This is a genomic window from Streptomyces sp. NPDC050164 (assembly GCF_044459945.1).
Lineage (GTDB): Bacteria > Actinomycetota > Actinomycetes > Streptomycetales > Streptomycetaceae > Streptomyces > Streptomyces coeruleorubidus_A.
Window position 1 is genome coordinate 1 of the sequence record NZ_JBITJK010000040.1, and the last position, 21,434, is coordinate 21,434.

18 protein-coding genes are annotated in these 21,434 nt (G+C 71.2%); 8 read left to right on the plus strand and 10 right to left on the minus strand.

What is annotated here, in order from left to right:
* Positions 1 to 239 precede the first annotated feature (239 nt).
* Positions 240 to 629: a hypothetical protein gene (locus ACIBNA_RS36385; RefSeq protein ID WP_399169476.1), complete on the plus strand. Its 390-nt coding sequence runs from the start codon at positions 240 to 242 to the stop codon at positions 627 to 629.
* 53 nt (positions 630 to 682) lie between these two features.
* Here ACIBNA_RS36385 and ACIBNA_RS36390 read toward each other — a convergent pair whose 3' ends face one another.
* Together ACIBNA_RS36390 and ACIBNA_RS36395 are read right to left on the minus strand one after the other, a co-directional pair.
* Positions 683 to 1,333 carry a DUF4360 domain-containing protein gene (locus tag ACIBNA_RS36390; protein ID WP_399169477.1) on the minus strand — a complete coding sequence of 217 codons (651 nt, stop codon included), beginning with the start codon at positions 1,331 to 1,333 and terminating at the stop codon, positions 683 to 685.
* A 340-nt stretch (positions 1,334 to 1,673) separates the two neighbouring features.
* Positions 1,674 to 2,132, minus strand: coding sequence for an RrF2 family transcriptional regulator (locus ACIBNA_RS36395; RefSeq protein ID WP_399169478.1), 459 nt, complete (start codon positions 2,130 to 2,132; stop codon positions 1,674 to 1,676).
* Positions 2,133 to 2,224: 92 nt separating this feature from the next.
* Here ACIBNA_RS36395 and ACIBNA_RS36400 point away from each other — a divergent pair, with 92 nt between their 5' ends.
* Both ACIBNA_RS36400 and ACIBNA_RS36405 read left to right on the plus strand, forming a co-directional pair.
* The gene (locus ACIBNA_RS36400; protein WP_399169479.1) at positions 2,225 to 5,203 is read left to right on the plus strand and encodes a beta-galactosidase; all 2,979 of its coding nucleotides are present in this window, start codon (positions 2,225 to 2,227) and stop codon (positions 5,201 to 5,203) included.
* Positions 5,204 to 5,329: 126 nt separating this feature from the next.
* The gene (locus ACIBNA_RS36405; protein WP_399169480.1) at positions 5,330 to 6,400 is read left to right on the plus strand and encodes a hypothetical protein; all 1,071 of its coding nucleotides are present in this window, start codon (positions 5,330 to 5,332) and stop codon (positions 6,398 to 6,400) included.
* Between the two features lie 15 nt (positions 6,401 to 6,415).
* On the opposite strand, the gene ACIBNA_RS36410 is transcribed toward ACIBNA_RS36405, so the two are convergent.
* From ACIBNA_RS36410 to ACIBNA_RS36425, 4 genes are all read right to left on the minus strand, one after another.
* Positions 6,416 to 7,930, minus strand: coding sequence for an alpha-N-arabinofuranosidase (locus ACIBNA_RS36410; RefSeq protein WP_399169481.1), 1,515 nt, complete (start codon positions 7,928 to 7,930; stop codon positions 6,416 to 6,418).
* 94 nt (positions 7,931 to 8,024) lie between these two features.
* Positions 8,025 to 8,879 carry a carbohydrate ABC transporter permease gene (locus tag ACIBNA_RS36415; protein ID WP_399169483.1) on the minus strand — a complete coding sequence of 285 codons (855 nt, stop codon included), beginning with the start codon at positions 8,877 to 8,879 and terminating at the stop codon, positions 8,025 to 8,027.
* Positions 8,876 to 9,817 carry a carbohydrate ABC transporter permease gene (locus tag ACIBNA_RS36420; RefSeq protein ID WP_399169484.1) on the minus strand — a complete coding sequence of 314 codons (942 nt, stop codon included), beginning with the start codon at positions 9,815 to 9,817 and terminating at the stop codon, positions 8,876 to 8,878. The genes ACIBNA_RS36415 and ACIBNA_RS36420 overlap by 4 nt, the downstream gene beginning before the upstream one ends.
* Positions 9,814 to 11,172: an extracellular solute-binding protein gene (locus ACIBNA_RS36425; protein WP_399169485.1), complete on the minus strand. Its 1,359-nt coding sequence runs from the start codon at positions 11,170 to 11,172 to the stop codon at positions 9,814 to 9,816. Before ACIBNA_RS36425 ends, ACIBNA_RS36420 begins: the two co-directional genes overlap by 4 nt.
* 237 nt (positions 11,173 to 11,409) lie before the next feature.
* Between ACIBNA_RS36425 and ACIBNA_RS36430 the strand changes: the two genes are divergently transcribed.
* The 3 genes from ACIBNA_RS36430 to ACIBNA_RS36440 are packed head-to-tail and all read left to right on the plus strand — an operon-like array spanning position 11,410 to position 14,641.
* Positions 11,410 to 12,024 (plus strand): toxin-antitoxin system, toxin component family protein, encoded by a 615-nt coding sequence (locus ACIBNA_RS36430; RefSeq protein ID WP_399169486.1) that lies wholly within the window; start codon positions 11,410 to 11,412, stop codon positions 12,022 to 12,024.
* Positions 12,021 to 13,241 carry an MAB_1171c family putative transporter gene (locus ACIBNA_RS36435; RefSeq protein ID WP_399169487.1) on the plus strand — a complete coding sequence of 407 codons (1,221 nt, stop codon included), beginning with the start codon at positions 12,021 to 12,023 and terminating at the stop codon, positions 13,239 to 13,241. Before ACIBNA_RS36430 ends, ACIBNA_RS36435 begins: the two co-directional genes overlap by 4 nt.
* Complete coding sequence (locus ACIBNA_RS36440) at positions 13,238 to 14,641, plus strand: NAD(P)/FAD-dependent oxidoreductase (protein ID WP_399169488.1); 1,404 nt, start codon at positions 13,238 to 13,240, stop codon at positions 14,639 to 14,641. Before ACIBNA_RS36435 ends, ACIBNA_RS36440 begins: the two co-directional genes overlap by 4 nt.
* Before the next feature lie 123 nt (positions 14,642 to 14,764).
* On the opposite strand, the gene ACIBNA_RS36445 is transcribed toward ACIBNA_RS36440, so the two are convergent.
* Together ACIBNA_RS36445 and ACIBNA_RS36450 are read right to left on the minus strand one after the other, a co-directional pair.
* Complete coding sequence (locus ACIBNA_RS36445) at positions 14,765 to 15,619, minus strand: SMP-30/gluconolactonase/LRE family protein (protein ID WP_399169489.1); 855 nt, start codon at positions 15,617 to 15,619, stop codon at positions 14,765 to 14,767.
* On the minus strand, positions 15,616 to 16,389 hold the full coding sequence (locus tag ACIBNA_RS36450) for an IclR family transcriptional regulator (RefSeq protein ID WP_399169490.1): 774 nt from the start codon (positions 16,387 to 16,389) through the stop codon (positions 15,616 to 15,618). The genes ACIBNA_RS36445 and ACIBNA_RS36450 overlap by 4 nt, the downstream gene beginning before the upstream one ends.
* A gap of 239 nt (positions 16,390 to 16,628) precedes the next feature.
* Between ACIBNA_RS36450 and ACIBNA_RS36455 the strand changes: the two genes are divergently transcribed.
* Complete coding sequence (locus tag ACIBNA_RS36455) at positions 16,629 to 18,641, plus strand: TerD family protein (protein ID WP_399169545.1); 2,013 nt, start codon at positions 16,629 to 16,631, stop codon at positions 18,639 to 18,641.
* Positions 18,642 to 18,682: 41 nt separating this feature from the next.
* Here the strand turns inward: ACIBNA_RS36455 and ACIBNA_RS36460 are convergent, their stop codons facing one another.
* Both ACIBNA_RS36460 and ACIBNA_RS36465 read right to left on the minus strand, forming a co-directional pair.
* Positions 18,683 to 19,927: a PucR family transcriptional regulator gene (locus tag ACIBNA_RS36460; protein ID WP_399169491.1), complete on the minus strand. Its 1,245-nt coding sequence runs from the start codon at positions 19,925 to 19,927 to the stop codon at positions 18,683 to 18,685.
* Between the two features lie 2 nt (positions 19,928 to 19,929).
* Positions 19,930 to 20,082, minus strand: a complete 153-nt coding sequence (locus ACIBNA_RS36465) for a hypothetical protein (RefSeq protein WP_399169492.1) — start codon at positions 20,080 to 20,082, stop codon at positions 19,930 to 19,932.
* A gap of 214 nt (positions 20,083 to 20,296) precedes the next feature.
* Between ACIBNA_RS36465 and ACIBNA_RS36470 the strand changes: the two genes are divergently transcribed.
* Positions 20,297 to 21,292 (plus strand): DUF3068 domain-containing protein, encoded by a 996-nt coding sequence (locus ACIBNA_RS36470; RefSeq protein ID WP_399169493.1) that lies wholly within the window; start codon positions 20,297 to 20,299, stop codon positions 21,290 to 21,292.
* The last annotated feature ends 142 nt before the right edge of the window (positions 21,293 to 21,434 follow it).

Below are 21,434 nucleotides of genomic sequence, written 5' to 3' on the forward strand. Positions count from 1 at the left end.
GGCTGGACTGGTACAACTACCACCGACCCCACACCGGCATCGGCGGCCAAACCCCAGCCAGCCGCGTCACCAACCTGTCCGATCAGCACACCTAGGCCCCGAACTGACCACTCCGCCGGCCACGCCCGCAGAGCCTGGGATCCCGCGCCTGCGAGACCGCCGCATCACGAAGATCTCGGCAGTGGCCCCACGCACCTGTGTCGGGGCCCATCCGCCTGCGAAGAGCGAGGATTCCCGCCATGCGGTACGTACGATTCGTCAAAGGCGCCGTCACCGTCGCCGTCTCCACCGCGGCCTGCCACTCCCTCATGTACGCCGGCTTCGCGGGGGCACGCGAGAGCGCGGCCGCGAGCGAAGACGACATGTGGGCCGGCGCCTTCGAGTTCCTGCTCACCACGGCCGCTTCATGGATTCTCATGCCCCTTCTGCTGTGGGCCGGCATGCGGGTGATGGGGGAGACCGGCAACACCGTGCTGGTGGCCGTCGGTGGGTTCGTCTGGCTGGGGTTGTCCGGGTACTTCACCGACGACATCGACCGCGCGGGCGGGCACATACCGGTCCTGGCCCTCACCGCATACGTGCTTCTCGGTACGGCGCTGGCCGGGGCCGGCACAGGCCGCCGCAGCTGAGGCTCCCGGAGCCCAGGGTGGCCCGCCAGGCCGGCCGGCCACCCCTCGTCCCGTCAGGACTCCGGGCACTTCTTCCACGCCATGTGGTACACCGTGCTGATGTCCCCGTCCGTCGAGTCCATCGTCATGAAGCTGACCTTGTCGGCCGACTGGGTGCCGGCGTTGACCCGGAGTTCGGTGTTGATGTTGAAGTTGCGCTGGACTCCGCAGGGTGCGTAGACCAGTTGGGCCCAGTCCGTCTCGTCGGTGGCCTGCCAGTTGTCGTTGTAGGGGCCGCTGAAGGGGTGGTTCTTGGACACCGTGCTGGGCGAGCCCTGGAAGTAGTACGAGGCTCGCTGGGAGCCGCTCGCGCCACGCTGGAGTGAGGCGAAGCCCCGGTAGTCGGCGCTGGCGATGGCGTACGTGAAGCCCTGAGGCACGTGGACGATCAGGCTGAGCTGGCAGTTTCGGCGGAACGCGGTCGGGTCGGAGCCCCCGCCGGCCTGGGCGAGGTAGTCGCTGTAGGTGACCGTGAAGGCCGTGTTGTCCTCGGAGACGGCGACCGCGGCCGTGCCCTGCGGACAGCCGGAGCCGTTCACCGTGGCGACCTTGATGACGATCTTGTCCGGGGGCGGGTCGACGAACCCGGAGGACGGGGATTGTGCGGGGAGTGCGCTGGTGAGGAGCGCGGCGATCGCGCCGCTCAGAAGCAGGCCACCGGCCATGGTTCTCCCATCCGTTCGTGGGGGGTGGAGCAGGGAATGGCATGGGCATGTCAAGACGACAGCGCATGCGCGCCCGACCTGTGACCATTGCATGAAGGAGCTGTGAAGGCCGGGAGCGGTCGCATCGTACGCAGGGCGGAAGGGGTCGGCCAGGGCGGTCTTCGGCCATTCACAATGGCGGGATCACATCAGGGGAAGGGGCGCGGGGCCCCGTCCACACGGGCCCCGTCGACACCAGCGGTACCGGCGGGCGCATAAGGTGCGTTACCAGTGCGTCAGACCAGGACACTCCGAGGACGCGATGAGGATCACCCACCGGCTCCCCCGCGGGCGCGGCCCGTCACGGGTTCTCCCAGGCCGCCGGTTCCGCCGCCAGCCGCTCCACCGGCTCGGGCAGCGCGCCGGCCGCGAGGTCGGCGATCGTCACGCCCTCCAGGATCCTGCGCACATTGGCCCGCAGGGCGATCCACAGCGGCAGCAACGGCTCGGCGGTGCCCGTGTAGGCGAGGCCGGTCGGGCGCTCGCCGCGCACCGAGACGATCGGTCCGTCCACGGCCCGGATCACGTCCGCGACCGTGATCTCCGCGGCCTGCCGGGCCAGCCGGTAACCGCCGCTCCCGCCGCGCCTGCTGTCGACGACACCGCCGCGCCGCAGATCGCCGAGGATCCCTTCCAGGAACTTGTGGGGGATGTCCTGCGCGGTGGCGACGGTCTCCGCCTTGACCGGCCCTTCGCCCTGCCGGACGGCCAGTTCCACGACCGCTCGTACCGCGTAGTCCGCACGTGCCGAGATCCTCATACGGCCATTGTCGCGGTCGGCCTGTGGACAATGAGGCACCAGCACCACGTAAGCACCACGTATGGCACGGCAGCACAACAGGAGGCGCTCCCTTGGAGCTCAGCAGGCGTACCTTCCACGCTCTCGCCGGCACGGCCGCGCTCGGCTTCGCGCTGACCGGCAGCGGGTCGCCGACCTCCGCCAACACGGCACGGAGCGTGCCCACGGGCCCTCCGCCACCGGTGCCAAGCGCGGACGGCCGGCGGCACGAGGTCGGCTTCGACCGGTACTCGCTGCTGGTCGACGGCCGCCGCCTGGTGCTCTGGTCGGGCGAGCTGCACCCCTTCCGGCTGCCGAGCCCGTCCCTGTGGCGGGACATGCTGGAGAAGACGCGTGCGCACGGCTACAACGCCGTCAGCGTGTACGTCGCCTGGAACTACCACTCCGCCGCTCCCGGCCGGTACGACTTCACGGGTGTGCGCGACCTGGACCTGTTCCTGCGCATGGCCGCCGAGACCGGTCTGTACGTGATCCTGCGGCCCGGCCCGTACATCAACGCGGAGGTCGACGCCGGCGGCTTCCCCGGCTGGCTGACCGCGACCGAGGGCAGGGCCCGGACCTCGGACCCGACGTATCTGCGGTACGTCGACGAGTGGCTTTCCGCCGTCAACGCCATCGTCGCGAAGCGCCTGTTCACCCGGGGCACGGGCACGGTCCTGCTGTACCAGATCGAGAACGAGTACGACGCGCACGTCGACGAACCGACCGGGCGCGCCTACATGTCGTACCTGTACGAGAAGGTCCGCGCCGACGGCATCGACGTGCCGCTGTTCCACAACGACAAGGGGCGCAACGGGTACTGGGCGCCCGGGTCGTTCGGCACCGGCGGTGAGAAGGGGCGCTGGCTGTACGGGTTCGACGGGTATCCGGAGCCGGACCAGGTGCCGCCCGACTGGGGGCACTTCGGGACCGGCGGGGCGAAGGGCGGGGCCACGGCCAGTCCGCGCACGCCCGGGTTCGTGCCCGAGTTCGGCGGGGGCTGGTTCGACCCGTGGGGCGGGTCCTGGTTCGACGGCAAGGGGTACGCCGAGTCGCGCCGGACCCGGGACGCGGCGTACGAGCGGCGTTTCTACCTCACCAACCTCGCCAACGGCATCACGCTGCACAACGTCTACATGACGTACGGCGGCACCTCCTGGGGCTGGCTGCCCGCGCCGGTCGTCTACACGTCGTACGACTACGGGGCCGCCTTCGACGAGGCCCGCAACGCCACCCCCAAGCTCGCCCCGATGCACCAGATCGGGCAGTTGCTGCGCCACGTGCCGGACCTCGCCAAGCTGAACCGGGCGAAGGCCGTACGGGCAGCCGACGAGCGGATCAAGGTCTACCACCTGGCCAACCCCGACACCGGCGCCCACTTCTACGTCCTGCGCAACGACTCCGGCGAGGCGGTCACCTCGACGCTGCCGGACGCCGGGATCGACGTGCCGGTCACGGTCCCGGCGCGGGACGCCAAGCTGATCGCCGCCGGGCTGAAGCTCGGGAAGCGGACGCTGGTGCACGCCACCGCGCAGCCCATGCTGAGCCTGACCGCCGGGCGCCAGGAGATCGCGGTGTTCGCGGGCCGGCGGGGCGATCTGGCGCAGGTCGTACTGGACTGCGCGGACGAGCCGACGCCCATGCGGCTGGACGCGGAGCCCGCGTGGTCCTGGAATCTCGGCAAGCTCAACGTCACCGCTCCGCTCGGCGCCGGCGGGCTGAGCCGGGTGCGGGTCGAGGGCGACGGCGTGGACACGCCGATGCTGCTGCTGTTCGCCGACGACGCGACGGCCCTGCGGCTGTGGCCGTACGAGACGCCGTCCGGCCCGCTCCTCGTCTACGGCCCGGCGCTGCTGCGCTCGGCCGAGCTGCGCGGCTCCACGGCCCACCTCACCGGTGACACCACCGCGGCGACCGGTCTGGAGGTGTGGGGGCCGCGCGGGATCACCCATGTCACGTGGAACGGGCGTCGGGTGCCCACCCGGATCAGCGCCTCCGGCAGTCTGCTGGCGCTGCGGCCGCTGCCCGGCGTGGCCCGGCCGGCGCTGCCCGCCCTCGACGGCTGGCGGCGGCGGACCGAGAACCCGGAGGCCGAGCCCGGCTTCGACGACTCCGGCTGGACGGCGGCCGACAAGGAGACGTCGTTCAGCACCACGCCCGTGCCCGACGGGCAGCCCGTCCTGTTCGCCGACGACTACGGCTTCCACTACGGCGACGTCTGGTACCGGGGCGAGTGGACCGGCGAGGGCGGCATCGAGTCCGTCTCCCTCGCCTACAGCTCGGGCACGCAGGGCCTGCTGATGGCCTGGCTGGACGGCGAGCCGCTGGGCACGCACCGGATGCCGGTGCCGGACAAGGACCGGGCGCGGCAGGGGACTTGGACGGCCAGGGCCGGCTTCGCCCTGCCGGAGGAACTGCGCAAGCGGTTCCGTGAGGACCGCAGCGGGAGTGGTGAGCGGCATGTCCTGTCCGTGCTCGTCCGGCGGATGCAGCACGACATGGACGGCAAGGCGCTCGACACCCACAAGGCCGCGCGCGGACTGACCGCCGTCACCTTCGAGGGCGCCTCCCCGAAGGTGACCTGGCGGATCCAGGGCGCGTCGACGCACGACCCGGTGCGCGGGCCGATGAACAACGGCGGGCTGTACGGGGAGCGCGAGGGCTGGCATCTCCCGGAGTACGACGACGGGGACTGGAAGGACGCCGAACTGCCGCGTGCCGACCGGCGGCAGGGCGTCACCTGGTACCGGACGGACTTCCGGCTGGACGTCGACCCGGGCGTCGACGCCTCCGTCGGACTCGTCCTCGACGACGACCCGGAGCGGGCCTACCGCGTCCAGGTCTTCCTCAACGGCTGGAACATGGGCCAGTACATCAACGACGTAGGGCCGCAGCACACGTTCGTGCTGCCGAACGGGATCCTGCGCACACGTGGTGCCAACACACTTGCGCTGGCGGTGTTGTCGGACGGGACCACACCGTCGGGGCCGAGGGATGTCCGGCTCACGCTGTTGGGCGCCGCCGCCGGAGGGGTTCCCGTCAAGCCGGTGTGACCGGATCGAGCCGTCCTCGTGCATTGCCTTCTCCGGCAGGCTGGGCCACCGTGTTGGCCTTTCAGGGCTGCCGACAGGGAGGGGAACCTCGTGCGAAGACGGCGTTTCATCGGTGGATTAGGCGGATTGGTCGGGGCCGGGCTCGGGCTCGCCTCGATGCGGGGCGGAACGGCCTGGGCGGCTCCCGGTCTCCTGGGGGAGGCCCGCGAGTGGCAGGCCGTCGCAGCCCCGGAGGCCGCCCCGGCCGCGCAGTTGCTCGACGTGGCGGCAGCGGGTCCGGGCCTCGCCTGGGCCGTGGGCGAGGAGGGCCGCATCGGCCATGGCCGGGGGACGGCGCTGGCGCTCGTGTGGGACGGCACCGCCTGGCAGCGCACCGGGCCCGGCTTCGGCGGCTATCTGGGCTCCGTCGCCGCCGCGTCCGACGGCCGCGCCTGGGCCGTCGGCACCGACACCTCCGGCACCGCCCGGCTGCTCGCCTGGGACGGACTGACGTGGCGGGAGGCCGACTTCCCCGGGCGCGGGGCGCCCGGCACGTCCCTCGCCGCCGTCACGACCGGACCCCGGGGGCACGTCTGGGTCTCCGGCCGGAACAGCGACGGCTCCGTGCTGCTGCACGGCCACCGGGGCAAGTGGACCTGGCTGGCGGCGCCCCCGGCCGCGACCACCATCCCGCCCTACGGCATCCACCGCGCGCCCTGCGGCGACGTCTGGGTGTACGGCAGTGAGCTGGTCGCCCGCTGGGACGGAGCGGCCTGGACCGTGCTGCCGGCGCCCGGCGGGATCCGTGCCGGCTTCACCGGGCTGCTTCCGGTCGCCCGCGACGACATCTGGATGACCGGCTACGACTACGGCATCGGCGGCCCGCCCGGCAAGCCCCCCGGCGTCCGGCTGCTGCACGGGGACGGCACCGGCTGGGAGTACGTCACGGCACCGTTCGGCGTGGGAGTGCTGACCGGCATCGTGGGCGACGCTCAGGGGCGTCCCGACCGTATCTCCGGGTGGGACTTCTGGGACCAGACCCGGGCCCACTACCTGCGGTGGGACGGCACGGCCTGGGTGAGCGAGCGGGGGCCGCTGGCCACGACCCCCGTCGTCATGAACGCCCTCGCGACGGTGCCGGGCTCCGAGGGCTACTGGGCGGTCGGCACGACGTCGCCCCCGCCGTCCTCGACCGCCCAGCCGCGCATCGAACGCTGACCGGTCCGCGGGCCGTTACGCCAGCCGGATCACGTTCCAGGACAGCGGCTCCAGGACGGTGCTCAGCGTGCCGTCCTGGAGAGCCGTGCCGTCGGCCGGGTGCGGGGCGACCCGCTCGGGGTCGTCGAGGGTGTTGCGGGCGTCGGGGTCGGCGTCCGCGAGGACGCTGTGCTCGACGACCCGGGTGAGGTCGAGGCCGTTCAGGGCGACGTCGAGCGGGAGGGCGTCGGTCCGGCTGCGGTTCACCGCGAAGACCGTGACCGTGCCGTCCTCGGCGCGTACGGCGGTGGCGTGCAGCAGGTCCGTCTCGCCGAACTTCTTCGTCTCGTACGTCGGTGAGTCCACGCGGACGTCGAGGACCTGGCCGCGGCCGTACCGGGCGGCCTGGGCGAAGGGGAAGAACGTCGTCTGCCGCCATGCCGGGCCACCCGGCTCGGTCATGATCGGCGCGATGACGTTGACGAGCTGGGCCAGGCAGGCGACCGTGACGCGGTCGGCGTGCCGGAGCAGGGCGATGAGGAGCGAGCCGAAGACGACGGCGTCGGTGACGCTGTAGTTGTCCTCCAGGAGGCGGGGGGCCTCGGGCCAGTCGTCCTGCTCGAAGGTCTTCGCGCGGGCCTCCCACTCGGGCAGGTACCAGACGTTCCACTCGTCGAAGGAGAGGTTGATCCGCTTCTTCGACTTGAGCTTCGCGCCCACGTGGTCGGCGGTGGCGACGACGTTGTCGATGAAGGACTCCATGTCGACGGCGGAGGCCAGGAAGGAGTCGACGTCGCCGTTCTCGGGCCAGTAGTAGGCGTGCAGGGAGATGTAGTCGACGAGGTCGTACGTCTCCTTGAGGACGGTCGCCTCCCACTCGGCGAACGTCGGCATGGACTGGCTGGAGGAGCCGCAGGCGACGAGTTCGACGCCGGGGTCCATCTGGCGCATGGCCCGGGCCGTCTCGGCGGCGACCCGGCCGTACTCCTCGGCGGTCTTGTGGCCGGTCTGCCAGGGGCCGTCCATCTCGTTGCCGAGGCACCACAGTCTGATGCCGAAGGGGTCCTTGTCGCCGTGGGTGACGCGGAGGTCCGACAGGGCGGTGCCCTCGGTGTGGTTGGCGTACTCCTGGAGTTCGAGGGCTTCGGCGACGCCTCGGGTGCCGAGATTGACGGCCATCATGGGCTCGGCCTGGGGGCCGATCTTACGGAGGAAGTCGATGTACTCGGAAAGGCCGAAGCGGTTTGACTCCGTCGAGTGCCAGGCGAGGTCGAGGCGGCGAGGGCGATTCTCAGCCGGGCCGACTGAATCCTCCCACTTGTAGCCGGATACGAAGTTGCCGCCTGGGTAACGGACGGCGGTGACGCCGAGTTCGCGGACGAGGTCCAGGACGTCCTGACGCAGGCCCTTGTCGTCGGCTGTGGGGTGGTCGGGTTCGAAGATGCCGGTGTAGACGCAGCGGCCGAGGTGTTCCACGAAGCTGCCGAAGAGGCGGGGGTTTACTTCGCCGATCGTGAAATCGGGGTCGAGGGTGAAGCGGGCCTTTTGCATTTTCGCCTTTCGAGGTGGGTGGTGCTGTCCAGTCGCGGCTGCGGGTTGTGGGGGTTGTTCGCGCAGTTCCCCGCGCCCCTGAAAAACATGGCCGTTATTGCCCGGCCAAACCCGTATGGGCCACGCCCGCCACTATCTGCCTCTGGAAGAAGACGAAGACGATGATCAGGGGCAGGCCCGCCATCAGGCCGCCGGCCATGAGCTGGGCCCACTGGATGCCGTAGGAGTTCATGACGGTCGCGATGCCGTTCGGCATGGTCATCAGGTCGGGGTTGTTGGTCACCATGTACGGCCAGAGGAAGTTGTTCCACGAGGCGATGAACGTGAAGATGCCGACCGCGGCGAGGGAGGGGCGGGAGAGCGGGAGGACGATGGTGAAGAAGACGCGCCAGCGGCCCGCGCCGTCGATGAAGGCGGCCTCCTCCAGTTCGCGCGGGATGCCCTGGAAGAACTTGTAGAGGATGTAGACCATCGCGGCGGGCGCGCACTGCGGCAGGATCATGCCCCAGTAGGTGTCGACCATGCCCATCTGCTGGACGGTGGTGAAGAGCGGCACGCCGAGGACGGCGGGCGAGATCATCAGTCCGGCCATGACCAGGCCCATCAGGGGCTTCTTGCCGCGGAACTCGGTGCGGGCGAAGCCGTATCCGGCCAGGGCGCTCACGAGCAGCACCACGGACGTCACACAGACGGAGACGACCACGGAGTTGACGAACCAGTTGGTGATGTTGCCGGTCTCGAAGAGGGCCTTCCAGGCCTGGCCCGTCCAGTCCTGAGGGAGCCAGTGCGGCGGGACCTCCACCGCCTCGGTCTCCGACTTGAGGGAGGTGAACAGACCCCAGGCGAAGGGGGCGAGGAAGACGACGGAGACCGCGGTGCCGAGGAGGGTGAGCACGATCTGGCTCGGGGTCCACGCCCTGCGGGGCTTCACCGGTACGGCGGTGGTCATCGGGCGGTCTCCTCACGGTTGCGCAGCAGCCACATCCGGGCGAGGGCGACGGCCGCGATGATCACGAAGAAGATGACGGAGATCGCGGAGGCGTAGCCCACGCGGTAGCTGGTGAAGCCCTCTTCGAGGGTGTACTGCACGAAGGTGCGGGTCGATCCCTCGGGCCCGGGGAGGAAGTCCATCATCACGACGGCCTGGTCGAAGACCTGGAGCGAGGCGAGGATCTGCAGGGCGACGACGAGGCCGGTGATGTTGCGCAGCATCGGCAGGGTGATGTGGACCATGCGGTGCCAGGCGTTCGCGCCGTCCAGCTTGGCGGCCTCGTAGAGGTGGCCGGGGATGCCCTGGAGAGCGGCGAGGTAGAGCAGGAAGCTGAAGCCGACCGTCCACCACAGGGTCTGGATGACGATGGCGAGCATCGCGTACGACTTGTCGGTCAGCCACGGCGTCTCGATGCCGAAGACGTGGTTGATCATTCCGGTGCCGGGGTTGAAGAGCCACTGCCACAGGTTGGCCGCGACGGTGGACGGCAGCAGGAACGGGGCGAAGAAGCACAGCCGCCACAGCCACTTGCCGCGCTCGATGTGGTGGGCGAGCATCGCGAGGAGGAACGCGAGGACCGTGATGCAGGGGACGACCAGGAGCGTGAAGTACGCGCTGTGGCCGAGGGAGTCCCACACCAGCGGGTCCTCGATGGCCTCGCGGTAGTTGTCGAGGCCGACGAAGCTCGCGCCCTCGCCCGAGATGTTGGCGTCCGTGAAGCTGAGGTAGACGCCGCGCAGCAGCGGCCAGATCACGAAGAGCGTGAACAACAGGAGGAACGGGGCCACGAACCAGCCACCGTGCTGAAAGCCCTGCCCACGGCGGAGGCCGGCGCTGTCGGCGGTGGTCCTGGCGCGGGCGGGTGCGACGATGGTCTGCGCGCTGGTCGCCATCATGCGGCCGCACCTCCTTCTGCGGCTGTGTGGCCGTCCATGGGGTTCTTCATGGCGAGCAGTTGGGTGAGTGCGCCCTCCATCCGGCGGGCGGCGGTCTCCGGCTTGGCGGAGCCCATCGTCGAGGAGACGACGATCGGGCCGACGCGCTGGGCGAGGATGCCGGTGGAGCCCGCGAACCACACCTTCGGCTCGGTGGCCTGGTGGTCCATGGCGGCGACGTACTCGCTCTGCGGGTTCAGCGCCTTGTACGCGGCCGTGGACAGTGTGGGCGTGTACGCGGGGATGTGGCCGCCGGCGGCCCACTGCCGGGCGTGCCGGACGACGTAGGCGGCGAGTCGGTGGGCCGCTTCGTTGGTGGCGCCGCCGCGGTCGGACTGGTGCGGCAGGACGAAGGCGTGCGACTCGGCGTGAGTGGCCGGCTTGCCGAAGACGGGCGGCAGCGGGGTCGCACCATAGTCGACCTTGGCCCCGGAGTAGACCGGCACCGACCAGTTGCCCTCCCAGACGAAGGGGGAGCCGTTGACGAACTGTTCGGCGCCGGCGAGGCCCGCGAAGCCCGGGTTGGAGTACCCCTCGGTGATATGCCGGCGCAGGAACTCCAGGACCTGGGTGGCCTTGCCGGTGTCGAAGGTGACCTCGGTGTGGGCGGCGTTGAACCAGGTGCCGCCGAGCTGGGTGTAGAAGGCGACGAAGAACCACCACTGGAAGTTCTGGTCGGTGGACCACATGCCGATGGTCTGAAGCCCCTTCTTCGTGGCCTTCTTCGCCTCCTTCAGCACGTCGAACCACTCGTCGGTGGAGGTGACGGGCACGATCCGGCCGTCGTCACCGAGCAGGCCCGCCTTCTTCAGCACGTCCTTGCGGTAGAAGCAGAGCTGGACGTGGATGTCGAGCGGGAGGGCGTAGAGCTTGCCGTCGATGACGGCGCGCTTCCACAGCACCGGGTTGAAATCCGCTTCGTGTACGCCGTACTCGGCGAGCAGGTCCACGTCCCAGGGGTCCAGGAAGCGGCCGGGTGAGAAGCCGGTGACCCGGCCCAGGTGCATGACGCCGAGGTCGGGTGCGCGGTTGCCCGCGGCGGCCATGGCGAGCTTGGTGTAGAAGGGGCTGCCCCACTGGAGGGTGGAGTCCTTCACCGCGATGTCCGGGTTGGCCTTACGGAAGGCGTCCAGCATCGCGATCATGTTGTATCCGTCGCCGCCGCTGAAGAGGTTCCAGTAGCGCACGCGGGTGTCGGCGTCGGCGGCGAGTGCGTCGGCGCCCGTGCCGAGCGCGGCGAAGCCGAAGCTGCTCGCGACGAAGAGTCCTCCGAGCCCGCCGAGAAGCTGCCTGCGATTCAGGTCAGGTCGTCCCATGCCCTGCCTTTGCTGTCGTGTTCGATATATCGGTAGGCGCTCGTGACTTCGAACGGGACCGTAAGTTCGAAGTGCGTGCGCGTCAATGGTCGGCCCGGAACTTTGGACGCGACTTTCGAGCAGGAACGGTCGTTCTTCGTTGAACTACGGGCGCCGGACCGCATGACGCGAACACTTTCGGGCGCGTAGTCTCGGACGCGCGGCCAAGCCGTCGGCCGGCGGTGAGAAGGGGGAGCGATGGACATCGCGGGCGCGCGGATGAAGGCGGCCCGAGTCACCGCCGCGCTCAGGCGGTCCAGGAGGGGCTCCGCCATGCGCGGCCTGGCCGCCGGGCTCGCCGCCGCGGTCCGGGCGAGGGAGCAAGTACCGGCCGACGTACGGTCGTTGTGCCGGGCGCTGTGCGAGGAGATGAGCGCGCGGCGGGGCGGGCGTCCCGTCGAGCTGCGCTTCGAGCGGTTCCCCGACGAGATCGAAGTGACCGGCCTGTGCGTGGAGTTCCAGGACTTCGACCTGGTCATCGTCGAGGAGCGGGCCGAGGCGGTGCAGCAACTGGTCATCCTCGGGCATGAGTTGTGGCATCTGCACGCGGGGCACGACCACCACCATGCCGCCGGTACGGCGGCGGCCCGGGCCCTGGACCGCGAGCCCGGCTGGAAGTCCGCGGCGCTGACCGTGGCGGCCCGGGACGGCTCGCGCGAGCGGGACGAGGCCGAGGCCGACGAGTTCGGGCACCGGCTGGCGGCCGTGTTCCGCACCGTCGCGGACGGGACCGTCCCGGACGAGCCGGATGCCGCGCTCGATCCGGTGCGGCGGTCGATGGGCTACCGCGGACACGGAGGCGGCGTGCGATGACCCACGCACGGGACGTCCTGGACGGCTACTCCGTCTCCTTCTGGCTGCCGATCGGGGCGCTGACCATCGCCCTGGTCATCAAGCTGCCCAGCCTGGTGAGGATGTGGCGGGACCCGATGCTGCGGGCCGTCGGCGGGCTGCTGCTGTTCGCCTGTGCCGTGTTCGTCTTCGCGACCCCGTCGGTCATCGGCTGGACCAACCGCGTCACCGGCGTGCCGAACATCGCGGCACCCCTGGTGTACTCGCTGCTCACCGCGCTGTGCGCGTCCTGGCTGCTGCTGATCGTCGCCTGGCGCAACGGCCTGTCCGACCGTTCGGCCTCGACGCGCCGCGCCGCCCGGTGGGTCGTCTTCGCCTACGCGGGTGTGGTCGTCGCCCTGTGGGTGCTGTTCTGGCTCGCGGACGTCCCCGTCGAACGCCGCCGGGACCTGGACACGTACTACGCCACCACGCCCTTCATGCGCGAGGAGATCCTGCTCTACCTGCTCGCGCACACCGTGGCCTGCTCGGTCACGGCCCGGCTGATCTGGAACTGGGTCCGCACCGACGGCCTCGACGCCTGGCTGCGCTGGGGCCTGCGCTTCCTGGGCGTCGGCTACGCGACGAACCTGCTCTTCGACGCCGCCAAGCTCACCGCCGTCATCGCCCGGTTGACGGGCCACAACCTGGACTGGCTGAGCACCTACCTGGCACCCTCGGCCGCCTGCCTGTCGGCCACCATGGTCGCCATCGGCTTCATCATCCCGCACGGCGGCCAGTACCTGCACGAGCGCTGGCGCATCCGGCTCGCCCACTGGCAGCTGCGCCCCCTGTACCTGCTGCTGCGCACCGTGAACGGCGGCGGTGCCCCCTTCACCCCGCGCGCCACCGGCGAACTGCGCCTGATCCGCCGCGAGACGTACATCCGCGACGTACTCCTCCAGCTCTCCCGGCACCTCGACGAAGACCTGCGGGAGCGCTCCTACGACGCCGCCCTGGGCCTCGGGTTCGAGCCCGGCCGGGCCAAGGCCCTGGCCGCCGCCGTCACGATCCTGGACGCCGTCGCCGCGCGGGAGCGGGCCCCGCAGACCGACAGCGCCGCCTCCCCGTCCGGCCCCGACACCGCCTACCTGCTCCAGGAGATCCAGGCCGTGTCCCTGGCCCTGCGTCACCGCGACCACATCGAGGCGGTACGCTCACGCGCGGCCGCCCCCGGGAGAGAGAACGCCCGCGCATGACTGACCGTCCCACCCCCGCCAGAACCGCCGTCGTCCTGGGGGGATCCCACTGCGGCATGCTCGCGGCCCGCGCCCTGGCCGACGTCGCCGACCGGGTCGTCGTCGTGGAGCGCGACACGCTGCCCGCCTCCCCCGGCCCCCGCAAGGGACTGCCGCAGGCCCGGCACGCGCACATGCTCTGGTCGGGCGGCGCACGTGCCGTGGAGGAACTGCTGCCGGGGATCACCGGGGTGCTCAAGGCGGCCGGGGCGAACCGGCTGCCGGTCACGACGGGCATCGTCGCCCTCGGGACACGCGGCTGGTTCCGGCGCTGGGCCGAGTCCCACCACGTGATCCTCGCCGGCCGGGACCTGCTGGACGCGACGGTCCGCGCCCGGGTCCTGGCCGACCGGCGGATCGAGGTCGTCGAGCGGGCGGAGGCGGTGGGCCTGACCGGCACGGACGCGGCCGTCACGGGCGTCCGGATCCGGCCCCACGACGGCCCCGAGCGGACCCTCGCCGCCGGCCTGGTCGTCGACGCCTCGGGCCGCGGCTCCCAGGCCGCCCGGTGGCTGACCGCCCTCGGCCTGCCCCTGGCGGAGCGACGCGAGGTCGACGCGGGCCTGGCGTACGCCAGCCGCCTCTACCTCGCCCCCGCCGCGGCCCGCGACGGCTTCCCCATCGTCAACATCCAGCCCGACCGGCGCGAGGGCGGGCCCGGCCGGGCGGGCTTCCTGCTGCCCATCGAGGAAGGCCGGTGGATCGTCACCCTGTGCGGCACCCGGGGCGGCCGGCCGTCCCCGGAGAACGACGACTTCGTCCGCTTCGCCCGCGAGGAACTGCGGCACCCCGTCATCGGCGAGCTGCTGGAGCGGGCCGAGCCGCTGTCCGACGTGGCGTTCACCCGCACCACCGTCAATCGCCGGCACTTCTACGAGCGGATGCCGGTGTGGCCCCGGAACTTCGCCGTCCTCGGCGACGCCCTCGCCGCGTTCAACCCGGTCTACGGGCACGGCCTGGCCGTCGCCGCGCAGAGTGCCCTGCTCCTGCGGGACACGGTACGGCGGCACGGCTGGGAAGCTCCCGGGCTGTCCCGGCTGATCCAGAAGGCGGTGTCCCGCCCGGTCGGCGCGGCCTGGGACCTGGCGATCGGGCAGGACGTCTTCTACTCCGGCGCGACGGAGCAGGGCCCCACGCTGCGGGACCGGCTCGTGACCGCGTACGTCGACCGGCTGCTGTACACGGCGACGGGCAACGGCCGTATCGCCCGCCGGGTGACGGACGTGACGTCGCTGGAGCGGGGGGCGGGGGTGTTGCTGACGCCTTCGGTGATGGTGGCGGCGGCGGTGGGGCCGTTGCGGCCGGGGTTGAGCGGGCCACCACTCACCGCCGAGGAACGGAAGGCCGCCGGACTGGCGTAGCTGCGGGCAGTCGTGCCTCCCCCAGTGCCTTAAGGGCCTGGGAGGTGCCCCCAGGCGACACCCGTCCCACTGAGAGCGGCACCCCGCAGCGCCGGGTTGCGCCCCCACCCCTACCAGCGGACCTCAGCCTTGGAACGCGGGCTGGGCAACCCCCTTGCCCGCCCCCGGCACCACGAACACCGACCCCGCCAACGCGGGCGGCTCCGTCAGCCCGGTCCGAGCCGTCGTGATGTACAGGTCACTCAGCCCGGCCCCACCGAACGCACACGCCGTAACCAGCGGCACAGGCAACTCGATCACCCGATCCAGCTGCCCCTCCGGCGTGTACCTGCGCACCGCCGCCCCCTGCCACAGCGCCACCCACACACAACCGTCGGCGTCCACGGTCAGCCCGTCGGGAAACCCCGCGCCGTCCTCGATCTCGGCGAGGGTCCGCCGCCCGGACAGCCGCCCGTCCGCGTGGTCGAAGACGTCGACCCGCCGGGTCGGAGAGTCGATGTAGTACATGAGCCGACCGTCGGGACTCCACCCCGTGCCGTTGCTCACCGCCACGTCGTCGAGGACCACCTCGACCGAGCCGTCACCGGTGATCCGGGACAGCGTGCCGCCCCCGGGCGCTTCGTCGTAGCGCATGGTGCCGGCCCACAGCGAGCCGTCCGGCGCGACGGCGGCGTCGTTGGCGCGGCGGCCGGGCACGGGCTCGCGGTGCAGCCAGCGGAAGCCACTGTCGGAGGGGTCGACGAGGCCGACCCCGTCGCGCAGGTTCAGCACCAGTCCCCCGCCGGCGCGCGGCTTGACGGCACCCACGTGCTGTTCCGTCCGGCGGACCGTGCGGCGCCCGGTGGCCGGGTCGTAGGTGTGCACCCGGCAGCCGAGGATGTCGATCCAGAGGAGCCGGCCGGCCGCCGCGTCCCAGGTCGGCCCCTCGCCGAGCTCGGCCTCGGCCCGTACGGCGACCTCGTACGGCGTCGTCGTCATGCCACGCTCCGGTGGCCGAGGTGCTCGGAGAGCTCGGCGGCGCCCTTCGCGGCGAGCTGCTCCAGCTCGGCGCGGCGATCCTCGCTCCAGCGGATCATGGGCACGGAGATCGACAGGGCGGCGACGACCTGGCCGGTGCGGTCGCGGACCGGTGCGGCCACGCAGCTCACGTCCGGGTTGGACTCGCGGTTCTCGACCGCGACGCCCCGCTCACGGATCTCGGCCAGGGCCTCGCGCAGGGCGGCCGGGTCGGTGATGCTGTTGGGGGTCATCGCGACCAGCTCGGCGCTGTCGGGGATCCGCGCGGCGAGCTCGTGCTCGGGAAGGGAGGCCAGCAGCATCTTGCCGACGGAGGTGCAGTGGGCGGGCAGCCTGCGCCCGGCCGCCGACACCATCCGCACGGCGTGCGTGGAGTCGACCTTGGCGATGTAGATGACGTCCGTGTCCTCGAGGATCGCCACGTGCACCGTCTCGTCGCAGGTCTCGGCGACGGACCGGGCGACCAGCTGCCCCTCGGCGGCGAGGTCGAGCTGCTCGGAATAGCGGGCGCCGAGCTGGTACGGGCGTACACCGAGCCGGTAGCGTCCGGGCTGGCCGGGCACGGGGACGATGTACTTCCGGGCGGCGAGCGTGGTCACCAGCTCGTGCACGGTCGTGCGCGGCAGCTGGAGCTTGCGCACGATGTCGGGGGCGGAGAGCGTCCCGTCCCCGTCGAGAAAGAGCTCGAGAATGTCGAGAGCCCGGGTTACGGCTGGTACGAGGCGTCCCACGACCGGCCCCCTCCCTATATGTCTCAGGCGCCTGTGTCAGCGATATCAACGTTCGAGATATCAACAGGCGATCGGCATGACGAACACAGGCTAGCCATAGAGGTTTGCCCGGGCAATGGGCAGAGGACCGACGGGCGGAAACCCACGAGCACACCACAGGCACGTTCAGTGCACATTAAAGTGCCCTGTGTGCGACACGTCACAGGTGTCGCAAGGGTGGGGGGATCTCTGTGCGCGATATGACCATGGGCTCGAACGTGTCTCTGACGGCCCTGAGCGAGAACATCGAATCCGCGATCGTCAGTCTGGGCTGGTCCAGCCCGACCGGTGAGGGCGACGCCGACGTGTCCGTCCTGCTGCTGGACGCGGACGGCAAGGTACGCAGCGACGCCGACTTCTACTTCTACAACAACCCGGTGGCCGCCGACGGCAGTGTGCAGCTCCTCGGCAAGGAGCCGACGGGGGACGGCAGCGAGGACCGGATCAGCTTCGACCTGACCGCGGTCCCGGACGATGTGGAGCGGATCGTCGTGGCCGCGAGCCGCTACGAGGGGGCACGCTTCGGGGAGCTGGACGACCTGAAGGTGACGCTGGCGGACGCGGGCGGCGAAAGCCTCCTCCGGTTCGTCATCGAGGACGCCGGTCAGGTGAGCGCGATCATCTTCGGTGAGCTGTACCGGCGCGGTGAGGAGTGGAAGTTCCGGGCCGTCGGGCAGGGGTACGAGAGCGGGCTGGCGGGGCTGGCGACGGACTTCGGCGTCGACATCGAGGACGACGAAGCGGAGTCCGCGGCGGCGGTGGCGGAGGAATCATCCGCCGTCGTCCCTCCTGACGCCCGGCCGCAGACGGCACTGGAGGCCGTCCCGGCACCGCGCCCGCCGGCCGACGAGGAAGCCGCCCCGAAGAAGCGGACGGCCCGGCCCCGGACCGCGAAGAGGAGGGTCACACCGCCCAGGGCGCCCGCGAAGAGCCTGGCGGAGAACGACTCCTGGAAGCAGGCGCGGCTCTTTCCGGTCTCGGCGCTCAAGGGCGACCGGGACCGGGAGATGCGCGCCACCTCGGTGCTGTTGTCGGTGATGGCCCAGGTGCCCCGGTTCGGCAGGCGGATCACCGCCCCGTTCGGTGCGCCGTCCGGCCGCATGGAGACGTTCACCGAGGTCTCCCTGCCGCACGGTGACACGCCCCGGCGCCCCGACGGAGTGATCCGCGTCGAGCGCGCCGGCAAGCTGTGGACGGCACTCGTCGAGACCAAGACCAACGGCAACGCCCTGAAGTCCGACCAGGTCCAGGCCTACATGGACATCGCCGCCCGCCGCGGCTACGAGGCCGTGATCACGCTGTCGAACGACGTCGCGCTGGAGGGCAGCCCGCTGGTCGACGTCAAGATCGACCGGCGTCGCAAGCACCAGGTGGCGCTCTGGCACCTGTCCTGGGCCGAAGTCGCCCATCAGGCCCAGATGCTGATCCGGCACGAGGGCGTCGGCAACGCGGCCCGCACCTGGCTGCTCCAGGACCTGCTGCACTACCTCCAGCACGACAACTCCGGTTGCCACGGCTTCCAGAACATGGGCTCGGCCTGGGTGCCGGTGCGCAACGGAATCGACGACGAGACCCTCTGCCAGGGCGACCCGCGCGCCTTGGAGGTGGTGGAGAGCTGGGAGCGGCTCATCCGCCAGGTCTGCCTGCGACTGGGCGGCGAACTCGGACAGAAGGTGCTGCCCGCCCAGCGCACCCGGCGCGGCACCGACCCCGGGGCCCGCCGCGCGCGGCTGGCCGACCAGTTGTGCGTGGAGGGCAGGCTCCAGGCGGAGCTGCGGGTCGAGGGCGCGCCCGGGCTGCTCACCGTCAGCGCGGATCTGCGGACCGCCAAGCTGCGTACGTCCGTGGAAATCCCGGCACCCGAGCAGGGCTACCCCCTGACCTGGGCGAAGCGTCTGGTCCGCCGCCTCGCCGAGGCGCCGGCGGATCTGCACGTCGAGACGCTGGTGGAGGGCCAGACGGGCGGCCCTCGGGGCACGCTGGAGCGGCTGCGGCCCGAACCGGCGGATCTGCTTCCGAAGGACAGCGCCACCCGCATCACCGGTTTCCGCCTGTCCCTCTTCAAGGGCATGGGCAGCGGGCGCGGCAACGCCGAGTCCGGCTTCATCCGCAGCGTCGACGACGCCGTGCACCGGTTCTACACCTCGGTGGTGGTCCACCTGGACGCTCCGGCATCCGGGCGGGCCACGGCGAAGGAGCGGGCCGCGGTGTGACACCAGGGCGGCTGTGATCACCGCCGGGTGCGCCGCCCGGCTCACCGCCGCCCCCGCACCGCCCCCAACTCCCCCCGCAACCGCTGCGCCCGCAGCACCAGCTCCAGTTCGAAGCGCCGGTCGGGGTCGTCGATCTCGTCGCCCCACAGTTCCCGGATCTGGCGGAGCCGGTAGCGGACGGTCTGGGGGTGGACGCCGAGCCGGGCCGCGACCTCGGGTGCTCCGCCCCGGGTCTCCAGCCAGGCCAGGAGGGTCTCGGCGAGGCGGCGGCCGTGGGTGGGGCCGCAGTGGGTGAGGGGGGCCAGGCATCTGAGGGCCAGGTCGTCGATCAGTTCCTCGGGCTGGAGGAGGACCAGCGCCTCGGTGTGCTCGGTGCAGTAGAGGACCTCTCCCGAGGGGAGCAGGTCCCGTTCCATGAGGCGTACGGCGGCCTCGGCCCAGCGCAGCGACTTCGCCGCGTCGGTGAGCGGGACGGGCGGGCCGATCGCGCCGGACCAACCGGCCAGGGCCCGGTGCAGGAGCTCGGGGCGGCCTGCCGCGTCCGGCTCGGGCACGACCATGCGGGGCTGCTCGTACTCCATGTCGAGCAGGACGCCTTGGCCGACGGCGGGTGCCATGGCCTCGCGGGCGGGGCGCAGCAGGACGCCGACCGCGACCTTGGCCGGCAGGGGCCAGCCGATCCGGGCGGCCCGTTCGGTGAAGGCCTCGGTGGGGTCGCCGCGGTGGTGTTCGGCCAGCAGGAGTTCCATGAGGCGGCGTTGCAGGCGCAGGCGTTCGCCGGCCTGGCGGGCGGCGGCCTCTGCGTAGCCGCGTACGGACTGGTCGACCAGGCCGTCCAGGTACTCGTAGCCCGCGTCGACGAGTTCGTACATCGCCGGGGGCGGGATCTCCACGCGCTGGCCGATGTCGGCGAAGCGGCGCCAGGCCAGGCGTACGCCCATGCGGTAGATGGCCTGGAGGGAGTCGAGCGAGCGGCCGTTGAGGCCCTCGCCGCGGCCGAAGTCCTGGAAGACGCCGGGCGGGACGGTCGGCCTGCCCTCCGAGTGCTCCAGGTGCTGCACGAAGACCTCGATGGCGCGGCGGATGCCGACCAGGGCCATGGGCTCGCCGGAGTCGTCGAGGACGACCGGCAGATGGGGGTACTCGCGCTGGATCTCGCAGAGGATCTCCTCGGCGAGCGCGGGCGCCTCGGCCATGGCGATCGCCGCGAACCGGCGCACCTGGAAGCGCGGTACGTCGTGCCATGCCGAGCGCGTCGTGACGGCTGCGGTGCGGGCGGCCGTCACCGTCAACTCCCCTGCCCGGCCTGCTCGTACGTGATCAGGGGGGTGTTCGGCTGGTCGGGTGGGGCTTCGAGCAGCGCGACGACGCCGAGCGCGGCGCCCACGGCAAGGGCGGCGGCGAGCGCGACGGTCAACGCGGCAGCGAGCAGTCTGGACATCGCAGGGTCAGCCTCTCTGTCCGGATTCGTCCGGAGATCGTCCGGAGGTTGCCCCACCCCGGCACCCCGTCCCTGCCTGTCGCGCCCAGTCTCGACAAGCATTGACACCCCGTCAAGAGCGTCCTACGGTTCCCGGCCCAGCCGCACGCGCACATCTCGCCGCCGTGCCGGCCCTCTCGTACGTCGAGCCGTCCCAAGCCACTGGAGTGCCCGGATGCGCCGTACTACCTCTCCTTTTTCCCTGGTCCTGCTGGGTCTCGGCACGTTCCTGCTGGTGCTGGCGCCACTGCTCGCCTGGTATGTGCAGCCGCGTGCCGCGGTGAACCCGATCGACATCGACACGACCGCCGTCTACACCGGCCGGGGCAGCGTCTTCGACACTGACCGGATCGAGACGGTGCCCGACCGGAAGATCACGGTGACCCAGCGGGTGCGGGGCAACGTCGAGGCCAGCGAACGCAGCGGCAAGGCCGTCTGGGACGTGACGACCACGGTCGACACCGACAAGTCGCTGCCGGCCGCCGACCCGCACGACGCGCTGGACTTCACGCCGCACCGCTGGGTGATGGACCGCAAGACCACCCGGCCCGTGCACTGCTGCGAGGAGAAGCCCTACATCGAGGGCGAGGCGTATCTGAAGTTCCCCTTCGACGTGCGGAAACGCTCCTACCAGTGGTGGGACAACACCCTCGGCGGCACGGTCGTGCTGCGCTACCGGGGCACGGAGAAGGTCCAGGGCTACACGGGTTACAAGTTCACCGGCTCCGTGCCGCCGACCAGGACCGGCACGCGGATGGTGCCCGGCAGCCTCGTCGACCAGCCCGGCCGGCCGCAGGTACTGGCCGAGGAGTGGTACTCCAACCACGGCTTCGAGCTGGTCGTCGACCAGGCCACCGGCCGGGTGATCTACGCGCAGACCGGGCCGAAGCGGACGCTGCGGGCGCCGGGCGGGAAGAAGGACGCGGCGGTGCTGCTGGACAGCCGGAAGGTCGCGTTCACGACCGAGACCCAGAAGGAGGCCGTGCGGCAGGCGAAGCGGGACAGCGGTCAACTGCGCCTGGTGGGTACGACGTTGCCGATCGGGGCCGGTGTGGCGGGTGTGGTGCTCGCGGTGGCGGGTGGCGTTCTGGTGGCGCGTGGGCGGAAGGAGCCGGAGCAGCCCGCTCCGTCCGATACGTCCAGTACGCCCCAGCCCACCCTCACGATGTGATGTGACGTCAGCTCTAACAAAGCCCGAAATTGTCACGCCGGTGAGTAGCCGTGGAGAACGTCCGGGCGAAAACTGTCCAACCCCACCCGAGCACAACCCGTCCACACTCCCCTCCCAGGAAGGGCTCAGGCCCCCCACAGCA